Source organism: Pantoea sp. CTOTU50773 (assembly GCF_032082325.1).
GTDB lineage: Bacteria > Pseudomonadota > Gammaproteobacteria > Enterobacterales > Enterobacteriaceae > Pantoea > Pantoea communis.
In genome coordinates this window covers 1-15324 of the sequence record NZ_DAMDQC010000015.1, presented here as the reverse complement: position 1 = coordinate 15324, position 15324 = coordinate 1, and the positions used below count along the sequence as shown (strand labels likewise).

The window sequence follows — 15324 nt, the reverse complement described above, 5'->3', positions numbered from 1 at the left end:
AATTTCTGAAACTTTTGCAGCACTGTATGCAGCCGATAGGGCCACGATTTAGGATCAAGCAAGAAACTCGCCAAAGAAGACGGTCGGTGGCAGCTTTTTGCAGTGGCATCGCGCCAGGGTAGACGAGGCGCGAGGTGACATCCCTGCTAATCATAAACATAGCCAGAGTTAAGCCGCATACCAGCACCGTGATGGTGCAGAATGCGGTCGATCACAGATTATTCATCGTGCTGGGGTGTTTATCCGCTATGCTCTGGTCAAATCGGTCCACGTTTCCTGAAGGAGAATCTATGAATACGCAACGGAACGGATTGAGTAGCCAGCAGGCACTGGATGAACTGGAGCGCCTGTATGAAAGCGCAGTGGAAGCACTGCGCAACGCGATTCGCGATTTCACGACAACCGGCACGCTGCCGGATGAAGATGCGCGACAGAAAGGTCTGTTTGTTTATCCGGAACTGCGCATCACCTGGCTGGGTGAAGGCCCACAGCAAAACCGCACTCGTGCATGGGGACGTTTTACCCACACCGGCAGTTACAGCACCACCATTACCCGCCCGGCACTGTTGCGTCACTACCTGAGTGAGCAATTACAGATGCTGGAGAAAGAGTACGACGTCCTGGTTGAAGTGGTGCCTTCTCAGCAGGAGATTCCGTACCCGTACGTCATTGATGGCCTGACACTGGATCGCTCGATGAGCGCCAGCATTGCGCGCCATTTCCCTACCACCGAACTGTCGCAGATTGGCGATGAAACCGCAGATGGCCTGTTCCATGCGAATGCCATTTTCCCGCTGTCACACTTCGATGCACTGCGCACTGATTTCTCACTGGCGCGTTTACGCCACTACACCGGTACAGCCGTCGAGCATTTCCAGCCGTTTGTGCTCTTCACTAACTACACGCGCTATGTCGATGAGTTTGTGCGTTGGGCGATTGAGCAGGTTCAGGATCCTTCCACACCCTATGACAGCCTTGCCTGTGCTGGCGATGTGGTGATCACCGCTGACACCCAGGATCCCACGGCAATGATGTCTGATCTGGCCTGGAAGAAGCACCAGATGCCGGCCTGGCACCTGACATCACCGAATCGCCGTGGCATCACCCTTGTGAACATTGGTGTGGGTCCGTCCAATGCCAAAACCATCTGCGACCATCTGGCAGTGATTCGCCCCCACGCCTGGCTGATGATTGGTCACTGCGGCGGCCTGCGTGAAAGCCAGACCATCGGTGATTACGTGCTGGCGCATGCATATTTGCGTGACGATCATGTGCTGGATAGTGTGCTGCCGCCGGACATTCCTATTCCAAGCATTGCTGAAGTGCAGCGCGCGCTCTATGACGCCACCAAAGCCGTGAGCGGCATGCCGGGAGAAGAGGTGAAACAGCGTCTGCGCACCGGTACGGTAGTGACCACAGATGACCGTAACTGGGAGTTGCGTTACTCCGCTTCTGCACTGCGCTTTAACCTGAGTCGCGCGGTGGCAGTTGATATGGAGAGTGCCACGATTGCCGCGCAAGGCTATCGCTTCCGTGTACCTTACGGCACCTTACTGTGCGTCTCGGATAAGCCACTGCACGGCGAGATTAAATTGCCGGGCCAGGCGAATCGTTTCTATGAGGGGGCTATTTCTGAGCACCTGCAGATTGGCATTTGCGCGGTAGAACTGCTGCGTGCTGAGGGCGATAAGTTGCATTCAAGGAAGTTGCGCACCTTTAATGAACCCCCTTTCAGGTAAAGGTTTAACTCCGGTCCCATTGGGGCCGGAATTACATGGGATTTCAGTTCAAACTTTAACCAACAGGTCTTTCACAAACCAGGCCAGCACAGCCAGAATAGCGGGCACCATAATCGACCAGGTGAGTCGGTCATTCAGCTTTTCAAATTTCACATTGAGCTTTTCAAACCTCTCATCGATCCTGACAAACTTCTTCTCAAATTTTTCATCCATGCGTTCAAACTTCACATCGATGCGTTGTTCCATTTTGTCTAGCTTGTCGTCGATACGCAGTTCCATTTTGTCTAGCTTGTCGTCGATGCGCAGTTCCATTTTGTCCAACTTGTCGTCGATACGCACTTCCAACTTTTCAAGTTTATCGTCAAAGTGAAACGCCATTTTTCCCAATTTATCATCGAAATGCAGCGCCATTTTTCCCAGTTTATCGTCGAAACTCAGCGCCATTGTCCCTAGTTTATCGTCGAAATGCCGCGCCATCCCTCCCAACTTATCGTCGAAATTCAGCGCCATTGTCCCTAGTTTATCGTCAAAGTGCCGCGCCATTCCCCCCAGCTTATCGTCAAAGTGCAGCGCCATTTTTTCGAACTTGCCATCGATACGCTTTTCCGACTGTCCCATTTCTCCCAGCAGTTCGGTACGCAGCGTGCCGATATCGGCCTTGGTCGCGAAATTCTCGGATCGCGCGGTCAGGACGGCAACATCCTGTTGAATTTGATGCGTAGTTTTTTCCAGTAACCCGACTCGTTGAGTTAACTCTTCCATTTTTGAATCTCCGATATTCCTGACGACATAGATAAGTGGTGGAAGAAACGGGGCAGTACGCATGGCGTATTCCATTACAAACCTCCAGAGAGTCCCGGCTATCTCTTCACCTTGCAGCGTAGTGAAACAGATTCGAGCCGCTTAAACATTCCACGAACCCGCCATTCGCGGCAAAAAAGTTCAGGCAGGCATCAATACGTCGCGCAGGTTAAAACTGGCAGAGAAATAACAAAAGCAGTCACAGTGAGGGATTGCGAGAGATGGCACATAAAATATTGGTGGGGATGAAACAGAAAACACGGAAGCCCGATCGGGCTTCCGGAAACCAAAACTTAAGCGCTCAGCCAGCCCAGTTTGATGACGAACAGAATCGAGAGAATCACCAGTGCAGCATTGATCTCTTTCGTACGGCCACTCAGCAGTTTTACCACGGTCCAGGTAATGAAACCGAAGGCGATACCGTTGGCGATGGAGTAAGTCAAAGGCATGGTCAGCGCGGTGACGGTCACTGGCGCAGCCGTGGTGATGTCTTTCCAGTCAATTTCGGCCAAACCAGAGGCCATCAACACCGCCACAAACAGTAATGCTGGTGCGGTAGCGTAAACCGGGACGCTACCCGCCAGCGGCGAGAAGAACAGGCTCAGCAGGAAAAGCACAGCGACGACAATCGCTGTCAAACCAGTACGACCACCAGCACTGACACCCGCAGCCGATTCAACATAGCTGGTGGTCGTTGAGGTACCCAGCAGTGAACCAAACAGCGCAGCCGCACTGTCAGCGATTAACGCACGGCCCATTTTCGGCACATTGCCCTGCTCATCCGCCAGTCCCGCACGCTTGGTCACGCCCAGCAGCGTACCGGTGTTATCGAACACATCCACAAACAGGAAGGCAAAGATAACGCTCACCAGACCCACGTTAAACGCACCGGCGATATCCAGTTGCATAAAGGTGGGTGCAATAGAAGGGGGTGCTGAGAACACGCCACCAAATGGCGTCAGACCAATGCCCATCGAGATAAAGGTCACGACCAGGATGCCGATCAACACTGCGCCGGTCACGCGACGCGCTTCCAGTGCCACAATGATGAAGAAGCCTAACAGTGCCAGCAGCGGACCCGGTTTGGTCAGATCGCCCAGGCCAACCAGTGTTGCCGGGTTATCCACCACGATGCCCGCGCCTTCCAGCGCAATCAGTGCCAGGAACAAGCCGATACCGGCAGCGATACCCGCGCGCAGAGGCAGCGGAATACTGGCAATAATCCACTCACGAATTTTGAAAATTGACAGCGCAAAGAAGATCACCGCTGACAGGAACACCGCGCCGAGTGCGATCTGCCAGGTGTAGCCCATGTGCAGCACAACGGTATAAGTGAAGAAAGCATTGAGCCCCATGCCCGGTGCCAGCGCGATGGGATAGTTGGCGATCAGCCCCATCAGCACACAGCCAATTGCCGCCGCTAAGCAGGTCGCCACAAAGACCGCACCTTTATCCATGCCGGTCGCACCGAGAATGCTCGGGTTAACAAACAGAATGTAGGCCATGGCCAGGAAGGTAGTGATACCCGCAATGATTTCGGTGCGCACGGTGGTGTTGTGCGCTTTAAGTTTGAAGAGTTTTTCTAACATCATCATCTCTCATGAGCGGAGACGGCACGGGTGCACGTTCTCTCTTGCCAATGTGGTTAACAAACTAATTATTGTATTGATGAAAGCGACACACGCTGGACCCAAGGCAGACACACCTTCCGCTTTCCCCTGTCCACATAGCAATAGCTATGCCATCACCGTACGCAATCGTTTACGTTTCAAAATGCGGTTGCGGTTAGGATAATTCTGAACCCGAACAGGGCGCGATTATGGTGCATTGCACCATGGCTGCGCAATCGTTTTCCCTTCTACTGCCTTCCAGAGGAAAAAGATTGCGGCAACGCACGCTTTCGCACACTGCTCAGCGATGGCGCTCACGTTTCTGCAGCACAGGACAGCAGCTCAAAAACATCGGGTTACACTGCTTTTAACCCTTTCGCAACATAAGAGACAGCGCAATGAAGCCCGCGATTTTGGTCGTTGATGATGATCGTGCCGTGTGTGAATTGCTGCACGATGTATTGAGTGAACATGTGTTTACCGTCTACAGCTGCCATCAGGGCAAAGATGCCCTTGCGCTGCTCAGCCTGCATCCCGAGATCTCCCTGGTGATGCTGGACATGATGCTACCGGACACCAACGGCTTACTGGTGCTGCAACAGATGCAGCGGCAGCGGCCGGACCTGTTGGTCATCATGCTGACCGGGATGGGGTCGGAAGCAGATATGGTGGTGGGATTAGAGATGGGTGCGGATGATTACATCGCCAAACCCTTTAATCCTCGGGTGGTTGTCGCGCGTGCACGTGCAGCACTGCGCCGCTGTGGACGTCTGACACAAGCTGATGCACAGCAGGATGAAGGATGGCAATTCAATGGCTGGCGGCTGGATGATGCGCGTTGTCAGCTGTTTAATCCTCAGCGCGAAAGTGTCGCCCTCACTCAAGGCGAATATACCCTGTTGCGCGCCCTGGTGGGTCACGCACGCAAAGTGCTGACGCGCGATCAGCTGCTGGAACTGACTCACAATGAGAGTCTTGAGGTGTTCGACCGCACCATAGACGTGCTCATCATGCGACTGCGGCGGAAAATCGAAGCCAATCCACACCAACCCAGCCTTATCCGCACCATCCGTGGCCTCGGTTACGTATTTTCCGCTGATGTATTGCGTCCGGCTTCAGCCGCGCGTGAAACACAGATTGCCTGATTCATCCAGCGCTGCATCTCGGCCAATGGCCGCGTGCCGTCCAGCGCATTCGCTGCATGCAAATTGAAACAAGCGCAGGTATGTGCCAGCTTCAATGTCTCCAGCAGGGGCCAACCTTCATGACTGGCATATAACACCCCAGCACAAAACGCATCTCCCGCCCCAACGCTGCCGACAATCTCTTCTGGTTTCAGGCACCACGCCGGCTGCCACCCTGCTTCACCCCTGCTCTCTTGTCCCCAGGCACCTTCAGGGGCATGGATCACCACGCGTTGGCGCACGCCCTGTTCCAGTAACCAGGCGGCGGCCTCGGCAAACGCGCTGGGTGCTGCCAGCCCCGAAGCGCTGCGCAGCGTCACGCCAGTGAGTGACTGCGCCTCCAGTTCATTAATCACCAGATAATCGAGCCAGCGTAACGCCGGCACCACCAACGGGCGATACTCCCCGGTTCGCGACACCAAATCCAGCGAAGTGAGGTAACCCCGTTGCTGCATTTGTGCCAGCAGATGCGCGCTGCGCGTACCAAAAATCTCATCAGACTGGTCGAGACTATCCAGCAACAACAAATAGCCGAGATGAAATATACGATGTGAAGTGACAACTTCAGCAAAATGGGGCAAATCCAGTTCGGCATTGGCGCCGCGGGCATGGAAAAACGTGCGTTGACCATCGGGCGTGGTCATCACTTGTGTCATCGCCGTGCTAACATTGCGCGTGCGTTGTACAAACTGACGATCAATCTGATGATCGTCCAGCAACTGCACGATGTAATCACCGTCACTGTCCCCGCCCACCATGCCGACACCGGCCAGCGGCAAATTGACCTGCATGCGCGCCAGGGTGAACAGCACATTCAGTGCAGCGCCTCCGCTGCACTTCTCACTGTGGGTGATCTCCGCTAACCAGCCTTGTTCTGGCCAATGCGTGATACGTTGTACATGATCCACCAGCATACTGCCCGCACCGAGAATACCGTTGCGTTGCACCATGTCAGGCCCTCCCGGCGCTGCCAAACACCTGCATCTGCTGCGCCACCACATTGGCAATATCGTGTTCTACCGCCATCAGCAGTTCAGCAAACGAGTCGTAGCGCGCATCACGCTGAGTAATTTGCTTTTCTATCGCGCCTAGTGCGGCTTGTGACATGCCGGTATAGAAATTGATTTTATGAATGCCCAAACTGATGGCGTGGCGGAAATCGGCATCACTGATCCCTGAACCGCCATGCAGCACCAAAGGAATGCCTGCCGCCGAGCGAATTGCCGCCAGACGCTCAAAGTCGAGCTTCGGCTCACCTTTGTATTTGCCGTGCGCGTTGCCAATCGCTACGGCCAGACAATCGATCCCGGTTGACTGGACAAACTCCGCCGCCAGAGCAGGATCGGTGAATTTGTTGCTGTCAGCCTCACCAAACAGTGCCCCACCTTCATCGCCGCCCACCGCGCCCAATTCCGCTTCAACCGATACGCCAATGGCGTGGCACATCTTCACCACTTCACGGGTCTGGCGCATATTCTCCTCATAGCTGAGGGTGGAGCCATCAAACATCACCGAAGTAAATCCGAGGCGAATCGCCTGCATTACCGCCTCAAAATGCAAACCATGGTCAAGATTAAGCACCACTGGGATATCATGCAGCGCCGCTTCTGTGCGAATCGCCGCAATCAGATGCTCGAGGCTGACATACTTAAAATGCACTTCCGCGATGTTGATGATAAAAGGCGACCGTTGTTGCTCAGCCGCCTGGAACAGCGCACGCAAAAAATGGGTGTCCAGTACGTTAAATGCGCCGAGCGCGTATTGATGTTGCTGCGCGTGGGCCAGGCCCTGCGCCAGTGAAATCAGTGCCATCGTGAACTCCTTTATGCCAGCCAGCGGTGATATTCGTTGCACAACAGCCAGCGCGGATCTTCATCCTCATCAATCGGATTAAAGCGCGCCAGCGGTGTGAGAAAGACGTTGTCATGCTCGTCATCGTTGGGCATCGAGACTTCGCCAACCAGCACATCGCCATAGCCCTCTTCGCCCCAGAAACTGTGCCAGATACCGGGCAGCAAGGTGACACTCTCGCCCGGGGAAAGACGCAGTTGCGATCCCGCCGCGTGAGTTTGGCGAATGCCATCTAAAGTGACGTTTACCGGTGAGTCATCAAGCCGGTCGCCCGCGCGGTTATGCAGCGTGACGATCAGATTGCCGCCACCGCGATTGATGATGTCTTCCATCTTTTGTGGGTGGTAGTGCATCGGCGTCACCTGCCCTTCCCGCACGTGCATGATTTTTTCAGCGTAAGGTTTTCCCCACGGCTGACCGCCGCGCGAGCCATTGCGCAAGGTAAACAGGGTTAAACCGGTCTGCGAGAAATCATCAGCGCCGAAACTGGTGACATCCCAGCCCAGATGCAGCGCCAGCAGCTCTTCTGCGTGGCGTTTATCCAGCGCACGCCATTGGCTGAGGCCATAGTCGGCCCAGGGCGGCAGGTGCACATCCTGTCGCATAAAGAATTCGCGGGTGAGTTGCAGAATGGCGTTCACTTCGGATCGATGCATAACTCCGCTCCCAATGTGGGCGGCCCAGAGACCGCCTCAAGAAATCAACGTTATTTCACCGTCCAGCCTTTGTAGCTGCTGACAGTATTGCGATCGATCATCGTGACCGGAATCAGCACCGGTTTGTCAGGTGCGGGTTTGCCCTGCAGGATGTCGTAGCCAATCTCCACCGCTTTGGCTGCCATCACCTGCGGGTCTTGCGCTGGGGTGGCGACAAACAGCGAGCCTTTACGTTTCAGGGCTTCTTCGCCGTCTGGCGAACCATCGACGCCGACAATAAAGAACTCACTGCGCTGGGCTTGCTTGGCAGCCAAATCGGCACCAATCGCCGTTGGGTCGTTAATCGCAAACACCGCATCGATCTTCGGATTGGCAGACAGCAGTCCGGTCATCACCTCCAGGCCACCATCGCGACTGCCCTTGGCGTTCTGGTTATAGGAGAGCAGTTTGATATCGGGATGAGTTTTCAGCTCGTTCATACAGCCTTCAACCCGGTTTTGCACCGCTGACACCGGCGGTCCGTTGATGATCACCACGTTGCCTTTATCTTTCAGGCGATCAGAGATGTATTTACAGGCCATCGCACCTGCCTGGGTGTTATCGGAGGTAATGGTGGCATTGGCACCGTCAGCCGCCACGTCGACCGCCACCACCACGATGCCGGCATCACGCGCACGTTTCACCGCGGGAGCGATGCCTTTGGAATCGGCGGCGTTAAGGATGATCATGTCCACTTTGGCGGCGATAAAGTTATCTATCTGCGCCACCTGCTGACCAAGATCGTAACCGCTGGAAACCAGCGTCACATTGACCTTGTCGCCGGCCAGTTCACGCGCCTTCAGCTCAGCACCTTTAGTGATCTGCACGAAGAACGGATTGGCGAGATCGCCGACGGTGACACCAATGGATTTGAGTTCTTTTGCCTGCACCAGTGGCGCACTCAACAACGTCGCCGCCAGCAGTCCGGTCAGAATCGGATTAAAACGCATAGTCGATGTTCTCCTGCTTTTTTGATTATGTTGGCGATCCAGCAGATCGCCGTTGTGTGACAGCCTGTTGCAAGTACACCCTTAACCCACGTGATGACGTGTGCGGTACTTATCGATGAGTACGGCAATGATGATCACAGCGCCCTTAATGACCAACTGCCAGAAGTAAGAAACGCCCATCAGCGTCATGCCGTTGTTCAGCGTGGCGATTATCAGCGCACCAATTAGCGTGCCGGTAATGGTGCCGATACCGCCGACAAAACTGGTGCCGCCCAGAATCACCGCGGCGATTGCATCTAACTCGTACCCCACACCCAGGTTGCCGTTGGCGCTGTAGAGGCGTGAGGCGCTCATCAATCCGCCTAATCCCGACAACATGCCGCTCATGGCATAGACAAACACCAGCACCATGCCGACCTTGATCCCGGTGAGGCGCGCCGCCTGCACGTTGCCGCCCACGGCGTAGATGTGCACACCCAGAGTGGTACGGCGCAGAATGAACCAGCACAGCGCGATGACGGCAAAGGCAATAATGATCAGCCAGGGGATCGGCCCGAGATAACCGTTGCCTATCCACTCGAAATTGATGTCAGAGTTGATGACGGTAGTGCCATTCGCCAGCAAATAAGCCGCTCCGCGCAAAGCGGTATAGGTGCCGAGCGTCACGATAAAGGGCGGTAAGCCAGCCCATGCCACCAGCAGTCCGTTGAACAGGCCCATAATCAGCCCTGCGCCGAGCGCCGCCGGGATGGTCAGGCCCGCAAAGGCCGGATCCAGCGACACCACCATCGCCACGACCGCCGTGGTGCCCAGCATCGAGCCCACTGACAGATCGATCCCGCCGGTGAGGATCACAAAGGTCATCCCCGCCGCCAGCACGATATTGATCGAAGCCTGACGGGTAATATTCAGCAGGTTAGCTTCGGTAAAGAAGTTCGGCGCAACAAAACCAAATACCGCCACAATCAGGATCAAAATCGGCAGAATCCCTACCGTTTGCAGCAGGTCGCTCATCAAGGCGCGTTTAAGCGTTGGACTTTTTACGCGTGCAGTTTCACTGGTCATTGCGGTCTCCTCAGGCCTGTACCGGCTGTGCGCCGGTGGCCAGTGTCATAATGTTTTCCTGGCTAATCTCTGCGCCGCTCAGCTCTCCGGCAATACTGCCCTCACGCATCACATACACGCGGTCACTCATCCCAACCACCTCCGGCAGTTCGCTGGAGATCATCAAAATCGCCACGCCCTGTTGCGCCATCTGGTTCATCATGCGGTAGATTTCACTCTTGGCGCCGACGTCCACGCCGCGCGTGGGCTCATCCAGCAGCAGAATGCGTGGTGCAATCGCTACCCAGCGTGAGATCAGCAGTTTCTGTTGATTACCGCCCGATAGCCCCCCGGCCCGTACCTGGGCGTGCGGCACACGAATGTTGAGTGATTCGATGGCATCACCGGCAATCTTTTGCCCTTTACGCCGATTAAGCAGGCCGTAGCTGGCATCGCGTTCCAGCGTCGCCATCACGATGTTTTCCTGTGCGGCCAGTTCCAGGAACAGCCCCTGCTCTTTACGGTTCTCGGTGAGGAAGCCAATACCACGTGCGATGGCATCTCGCGGCGAATGAATTTTGACTTTCTCGCCATCGATCCAGATTTCGCCTCCCCTGGGTTGATGCACGCCAAAAATCAGCTGCGCCAGCTCACTGCGTCCGGCACCGACCAATCCCGCCAATCCGACAATCTCCCCGGCACGCACCGAGAGACTACTGGGATGGACTTTGCGGTTATCGGTCAGGTGATTGACAGCGAGACGGACCTCGCCGAAGGGAATGTTGCGGTCTTTATTAAACAGATCGCTCAGCGGACGGCCAACCATCATGCGCACCAGTTCACTGGCATTAAGCTGATCGCGCGTCAGGCTGCCAACATACTGCCCATCACGCAGCACGCTGACGCGATCCGAAAGCTCATACACTTCGGCCATGCGATGGCTAATGTAAATGATCGCCATGCCTTCGCTGCGCAGGCGTTTAATCAGCGCAAACAGCTGTTCGGTTTCGCGATTGGAGAGTGCTGCCGTGGGTTCATCCATCACCAGAATGCGGCTGTTGCGGTGCAGCGCGCGGGCAATCTCCACCTGCTGCTGCTCAGCGATACTGAGTTTGCTCACCAGATCGTTGGCACTGAATTGGGCACCCAGACGATTAATCACCTGCTGTGCCTCTTCCGCCATCTGCCGCCGTTTCACCAGCCCACCGCGCGTGATCTCGCTGCCGAGAAAGATGTTCTCTGCCACGGTGAGATTAGGTGCCAGATTGATTTCCTGATAAATCAGCGTGATGCCTGCTGCCAGCGCTTCTTTTGGGCCTTTGATGGCGTAGGGTTTACCGTTGATAAGAATTTCCCCGCTGCTGGCGGTATAAGCACCGGCCAGAATCTTCATCAGCGTACTTTTCCCGGCACCGTTTTCGCCCATCAGCGCATGGACTTCACCCGGCCACACGGTCAGATCCACGCCCTTTAACGCGTAGAAACTGCCGAAGCGTCGGGTGATTTCGCGCATTTCTAATATCGGTGTCGCCGCCATCGCCTGACTCCTGCTTTCTGAAGTTGTCGCCGAGTGTTGCAACGCCAGATAAATGGAAAATGTCAGCGGCCATTCATATTTGTCATATTGCGCCCCGGTCACGCTTCTATACTCGCCGGGAGCTGAGAGGTAAGGAGTGACCGCAATGAGTCAGAGTCTGCACTGGCACGCTGGCGCGCGGGGTCGCCTGCTGCTGTTTAACCTGTTAGTGGTGAGTGTCACGCTGGCGGTGAGCCTGGTGGCTATTTTTGGATTTCGCCACGCCGGTCACATTCAGGAGCAGGCACAGGCGCAAACCCTGGCGGATATGAACGGCAGCCTGGCGCTGGCGCGGGATACTGCCAACGTGGCCACCGCCGCCGTACGATTGGCGCAGGTGGTGGGTGCGCTGGAGTATCAAAGCGAGTCGGCTCGTCTGCAGCAGACGCAGCAAGCGTTACAACAATCCCTATCCCTGCTGGCGAACGCGCCTCTGGCCGCACAGCAACCTGAACTGCTGGCGCGCATTCGAGAACGCAGCCAGATGCTGGAACAGAGCATCAATCAGCTGCTTAGGGTTGGCCATCAACGCCACTTACAACGTAATGTGATGCTGAGTGGCCTGTGGCAGGCACAACTCTTGCTGAATCGCATTGATGTGCTCGCCAGCGACGGCGCTTTTTTGCCGCTGCGCCAGCAAACGGATGCCCTGTTAAAGGTGGCAATCCAATCCACTGCGCCACAAGCCGCTGAACAACAATTGCAGCAGGTACTGCCCATCTGGTCCGCCTTACCGTTACAAGATGCGCTGGCAATGCAGCGTGACCGATTGGTCGACACCGCGCGCAGCCTGCAGCCGGTCGCTGAACAGCTTGAGCAGAGCGATATCGCGATTGCCTACGCGACCTATCGCATCAAAGCGCTGGTGGCGATGCTGAATGGCGACATCACGCATTATGTGCAACTGGTGGCGCAGCAGAGCGATGCGCGCAGCACCTCCACGCATCAGGAACTGGACTCCATCATCGGTTTTATTGGCCTGTTTATGCTACTGGCACTGCTGATCACCGGTTACGCGGGTTACTACATTTATCGCAATCTCGGTTCCAGCCTGACCGCTATCGCCCACGCCATGACGCGTCTGGCCCAGGGCGAGAAAAGCGTCAATGTTCCGGGATTGGCCCGCCGTGATGAGCTCGGCGATCTGGCTCGCGCCTTTAACGTCTTTGCACGCAATACGGCTTCACTGGCCCACACTTCCCGCCTGTTAAAAGAGAAAAGCAATCAGCTGGAATCCACTTTCCTCGCCATGCGCGATGGCTTTGCGTTGTTCGATAACAGTGGGCAACTGGTGGTGTGGAACGCGCAGTACGCCGAGTTACTCGGCATTCCGGCACGCGACCTGCATCGCGGCCTGCATTATCAACGTCTGCTAGAGCGAATGGATGTGCAGCTCACCAGCCTGCAGGATGCGCAGGAAGTTCGCCTGCCCGACGGCCGCACGCTGGAACTGCGCTTTAGCCCGGTGCCACGCCGGGGCATGGTCAATACCGTGCTTGAGCGCACCACACGTAAGGCGCTGGAAGAAGCGCTGCTGCACAGCCAAAAAATGAAAGCGGTGGGCCAACTCACCGGCGGTATCGCTCACGACTTTAACAACCTGCTGGCCGTGATTATTGGCAGTCTGGCCCTCACCGTGGGCCAACTCCCCTCCGGTTCACTGGCCAGTCGCATTGAGCGAGCCCGGCTGGCGGCCGACCGCGCGGCACAGCTTACCCAGCGGCTGCTGGCCTTCTCACGTAAACAGTCGCTTTATCCGCGTGCGGTATCAGTCATTGAGCTGGTCGATAATCTGCACTCACTGTTACAGCATGCACTGTTGCCCGGTCAGCAATTAGTGGTTGATGCGCAACGCCCCGGTTGGCCCGCGTGGATCGATGCCGGGCAGCTGGAGAATGCGCTAATGAATCTGGTGGTCAACGCGCGCGATGCCATGGAGAAGCAGAGTGGTGAAATTCGCCTGCGCATCTGGAATCAGCGAATGCAGGAAGCGGATGGTAAACGCGATCGCGTCACCATTGAAGTCATCGATCACGGCTGCGGCATGTCAGCCGAGGTACGTGAACAGGTGTTTGAGCCATTTTTCACCACCAAAGAGACCGGCAGCGGCAGCGGACTGGGGTTGTCGATGGTGTATGGATTTGTGCGTCAATCTGGCGGGCAGATCGAAGTGGAAACCGCCCCCGGCCAGGGCACCACCGTGCGCCTGTTACTGCCGCGCGCACCGGAAGCGGTCCAGCCCGCGCCGACTCTTCCCGAGTTTACGCCGGGTGCCAGCAGTGACCGGCTGGTGTTGGTGCTGGATGATGAACCCGCCGTCAGGCAGACATTGTGTGAGCATCTGCATCAACTCGGCTACCTCACTTTAGAGTGTGGCGATGGCGAATCCGCACTCACGCTGCTGCGGCAGACGCCAGATATTGAGTTGTTGATCAGTGATTTGATGTTACCCGGCGCGTTAAACGGGGCGGATGTGATTCGCCAGGCGCAGCAGCAGTGGCCAGAACTGGCCACCCTGCTGATCAGCGGTCAGGATTTGCGCCAGAGCCAGGTCACTTTGCCACTGTGTGAACGGCTGGCAAAACCCTGGCAACAGGCACAGTTAGCGCAGGCGCTGGAGCGCGCCTGGCAACGCAGTGAACGGCTTAATCGCGCACGGCAGGCTGCCACAGCGGCAACGGTTTCCCCGTGATGTAACGCTTACGCAGTTTGCTGGAGATCACATCCATGATCATCACCACGCCAACCAACAAGATGGTCAGGAACATCACCACATCCCAGTTCCACAGGCGCATGTTCTCGGCATAAACCAGACCGACACCCCCTGCGCCAACGAAGCCGAGTACCGCCGCCGAACGGGTATTGGATTCAATCTGGTACAGGCTCAATGCCAGGAAGGTCGGGAAGGATTGGGTAAAGATGCCAAAGCGATGTTTCTGCAGACTATTGGCCCCCACCGCACCTAAACCCCGGCTCGGCGAACGCTCAACCGCTTCATGCCCTTCCGCATACAGTTTGCCCAGTAAGCCCACATCCTGTACCACAATCGCCAGCACACCCGCCAGTGGTCCCATGCCAACTGCACGCACAAAGATCAGGCCCCAAATCGCCATATCGACACCGCGCAGGATGTCAAGCAAACGGCGCACCACTAAGGAAATCGGACGGGCAATCGGATCGTGCATCACGTTGCGGGCGGCAAGGAAGGAAACCGGCAGCGCAATAATGGAAGCGGTCAGCGTCCCGGCGAAGACAATCGCCAACGTGATGCCAATCTGGGAGAAATAATAGCCAAATGGCCAGTTCATAAAGTCTTGCCAAACGAACATGCGCAGGAAGTAACGCCCTAGTTGCTCGCAACCGATAATAACTCGGCTCCACTCAATACCGAAAAATTCAAAGAAGAACAGGTAATAGAGCGCGATGGCAAGTGCAACTCCAGCCACGCGGCGTAGATAACGGTTCTGTGCGGCGAACAGTGCAGGATGTTCCTGCTTCAGTTTTGCCACATCCGGTACTAATGCGATCATTTGATATCCCCTTCCACCACGCGACGGCGCAACCAGCCGGATACCGTATCCAGCAGCGACACCACCACAATGATCAGCAGCAGTGTGATGCTCACCTGATCGTAACGATCCAGTTTGATGTTGGTCATCAGCTCCTGACCGATACCGCCCGCCCCCACCAATCCAAGGATGGTAGAAGAACGGAAGTTCACTTCCAGACGCATAAAGCAATAAGAGAGAAACGTTGGTTTCACCTGCGGCCAGAAGGTGAAGCGCATTCGCCGTAATTTGGTCGCTCCTCATGCCGCGAGGCCGCGTACCGGTTTTTCTGACGCGCTTTCTATCGATTACTAAAACAGTTTGGT

Annotated in this window: 12 protein-coding genes and 1 pseudogene; 3 read left to right on the top strand and 10 right to left on the bottom strand. The window is 55.9% G+C overall.

Going from position 1 to position 15324, the window contains the following annotated elements; translation table 11 throughout:
* Positions 1–290: 290 nt before the first annotated feature.
* A complete protein-coding gene (locus RT340_RS04075; RefSeq protein WP_097116728.1) occupies positions 291–1739 on the top strand; it encodes an AMP nucleosidase in 1449 nt (482 codons plus the stop codon).
* Positions 1740–1787: 48 nt separating this feature from the next.
* On the opposite strand, the gene RT340_RS04070 is transcribed toward RT340_RS04075, so the two are convergent.
* On the bottom strand, positions 1788–2576 hold the full coding sequence (locus tag RT340_RS04070; RefSeq protein ID WP_313374291.1) for a hypothetical protein: 789 nt from the start codon (positions 2574–2576) through the stop codon (positions 1788–1790).
* 257 nt (positions 2577–2833) lie between these two features.
* Positions 2834–4132, bottom strand: a complete 1299-nt coding sequence (locus RT340_RS04065; protein ID WP_211728366.1) for an NCS2 family permease — start codon at positions 4130–4132, stop codon at positions 2834–2836.
* Between the two features lie 416 nt (positions 4133–4548).
* Here RT340_RS04065 and RT340_RS04060 point away from each other — a divergent pair, with 416 nt between their 5' ends.
* Positions 4549–5295, top strand: a complete 747-nt coding sequence (locus RT340_RS04060) for a response regulator (protein ID WP_058959928.1) — start codon at positions 4549–4551, stop codon at positions 5293–5295.
* Here the strand turns inward: RT340_RS04060 and RT340_RS04055 are convergent.
* The 6 genes from RT340_RS04055 to RT340_RS04030 form a co-directional block, all read right to left on the bottom strand.
* Positions 5232–6284 carry a carbohydrate kinase family protein gene (locus tag RT340_RS04055; RefSeq protein WP_160832770.1) on the bottom strand — a complete coding sequence of 351 codons (1053 nt, stop codon included), beginning with the start codon at positions 6282–6284 and terminating at the stop codon, positions 5232–5234. The two genes, RT340_RS04060 and RT340_RS04055, sit on opposite strands and share 64 nt — an antisense overlap.
* A gap of 1 nt (position 6285) precedes the next feature.
* Positions 6286–7146, bottom strand: coding sequence for a ketose 1,6-bisphosphate aldolase (locus RT340_RS04050; RefSeq protein WP_160832769.1), 861 nt, complete (start codon positions 7144–7146; stop codon positions 6286–6288).
* A gap of 11 nt (positions 7147–7157) precedes the next feature.
* Entirely contained in the window at positions 7158–7841 is a 684-nt protein-coding gene (locus RT340_RS04045) for a D-lyxose/D-mannose family sugar isomerase (protein ID WP_160832768.1), read from the bottom strand.
* A 50-nt stretch (positions 7842–7891) separates the two neighbouring features.
* Complete coding sequence (locus RT340_RS04040; protein ID WP_058962098.1) at positions 7892–8830, bottom strand: ABC transporter substrate-binding protein; 939 nt, start codon at positions 8828–8830, stop codon at positions 7892–7894.
* A gap of 81 nt (positions 8831–8911) precedes the next feature.
* Positions 8912–9895 carry an ABC transporter permease subunit gene (locus tag RT340_RS04035; protein ID WP_097116723.1) on the bottom strand — a complete coding sequence of 328 codons (984 nt, stop codon included), beginning with the start codon at positions 9893–9895 and terminating at the stop codon, positions 8912–8914.
* Positions 9896–9905: 10 nt separating this feature from the next.
* Positions 9906–11411, bottom strand: a complete 1506-nt coding sequence (locus RT340_RS04030; protein WP_097116722.1) for a sugar ABC transporter ATP-binding protein — start codon at positions 11409–11411, stop codon at positions 9906–9908.
* Between the two features lie 145 nt (positions 11412–11556).
* Between RT340_RS04030 and RT340_RS04025 the strand changes: the two genes are divergently transcribed.
* Positions 11557–14142, top strand: a complete 2586-nt coding sequence (locus tag RT340_RS04025) for an ATP-binding protein (protein ID WP_313374284.1) — start codon at positions 11557–11559, stop codon at positions 14140–14142.
* Here the strand turns inward: RT340_RS04025 and phnE are convergent.
* On the bottom strand, positions 14096–14980 hold the full coding sequence (phnE, locus tag RT340_RS04020) for a phosphonate ABC transporter, permease protein PhnE (RefSeq protein WP_097116720.1): 885 nt from the start codon (positions 14978–14980) through the stop codon (positions 14096–14098). The genes RT340_RS04025 and phnE overlap by 47 nt on opposite strands.
* A pseudogene (locus tag RT340_RS04015) lies at positions 14977–15306 on the bottom strand (PhnE/PtxC family ABC transporter permease); the annotation flags it as partial. The pseudogene RT340_RS04015 and the gene phnE, both read right to left, overlap by 4 nt.
* Positions 15307–15324: the final 18 nt, after the last annotated feature.

Bases quoted from the DNA above. Each gene is read 5' to 3' on its own strand.
- RT340_RS04070 (WP_313374291.1), bottom strand. From the start codon at position 2,576: ATGGAATACGCCATGCGTACTGCCCCGTTTCTTCCACCACTTATCTAT.
- RT340_RS04040 (WP_058962098.1), bottom strand. From the start codon at position 8,830: ATGCGTTTTAATCCGATTCTGACCGGACTGCTGGCGGCGACGTTGTTG.
- RT340_RS04030 (WP_097116722.1), bottom strand. From the start codon at position 11,411: ATGGCGGCGACACCGATATTAGAAATGCGCGAAATCACCCGACGCTTC.
- RT340_RS04050 (WP_160832769.1), bottom strand. From the start codon at position 7,146: ATGGCACTGATTTCACTGGCGCAGGGCCTGGCCCACGCGCAGCAACAT.
- RT340_RS04035 (WP_097116723.1), bottom strand. From the start codon at position 9,895: ATGACCAGTGAAACTGCACGCGTAAAAAGTCCAACGCTTAAACGCGCC.
- phnE (WP_097116720.1), bottom strand. From the start codon at position 14,980: ATGATCGCATTAGTACCGGATGTGGCAAAACTGAAGCAGGAACATCCT.
- RT340_RS04045 (WP_160832768.1), bottom strand. From the start codon at position 7,841: ATGCATCGATCCGAAGTGAACGCCATTCTGCAACTCACCCGCGAATTC.
- RT340_RS04060 (WP_058959928.1), top strand. From the start codon at position 4,549: ATGAAGCCCGCGATTTTGGTCGTTGATGATGATCGTGCCGTGTGTGAA.
- RT340_RS04075 (WP_097116728.1), top strand. From the start codon at position 291: ATGAATACGCAACGGAACGGATTGAGTAGCCAGCAGGCACTGGATGAA.
- RT340_RS04055 (WP_160832770.1), bottom strand. From the start codon at position 6,284: ATGGTGCAACGCAACGGTATTCTCGGTGCGGGCAGTATGCTGGTGGAT.
- RT340_RS04065 (WP_211728366.1), bottom strand. From the start codon at position 4,132: ATGATGTTAGAAAAACTCTTCAAACTTAAAGCGCACAACACCACCGTG.
- RT340_RS04025 (WP_313374284.1), top strand. From the start codon at position 11,557: ATGAGTCAGAGTCTGCACTGGCACGCTGGCGCGCGGGGTCGCCTGCTG.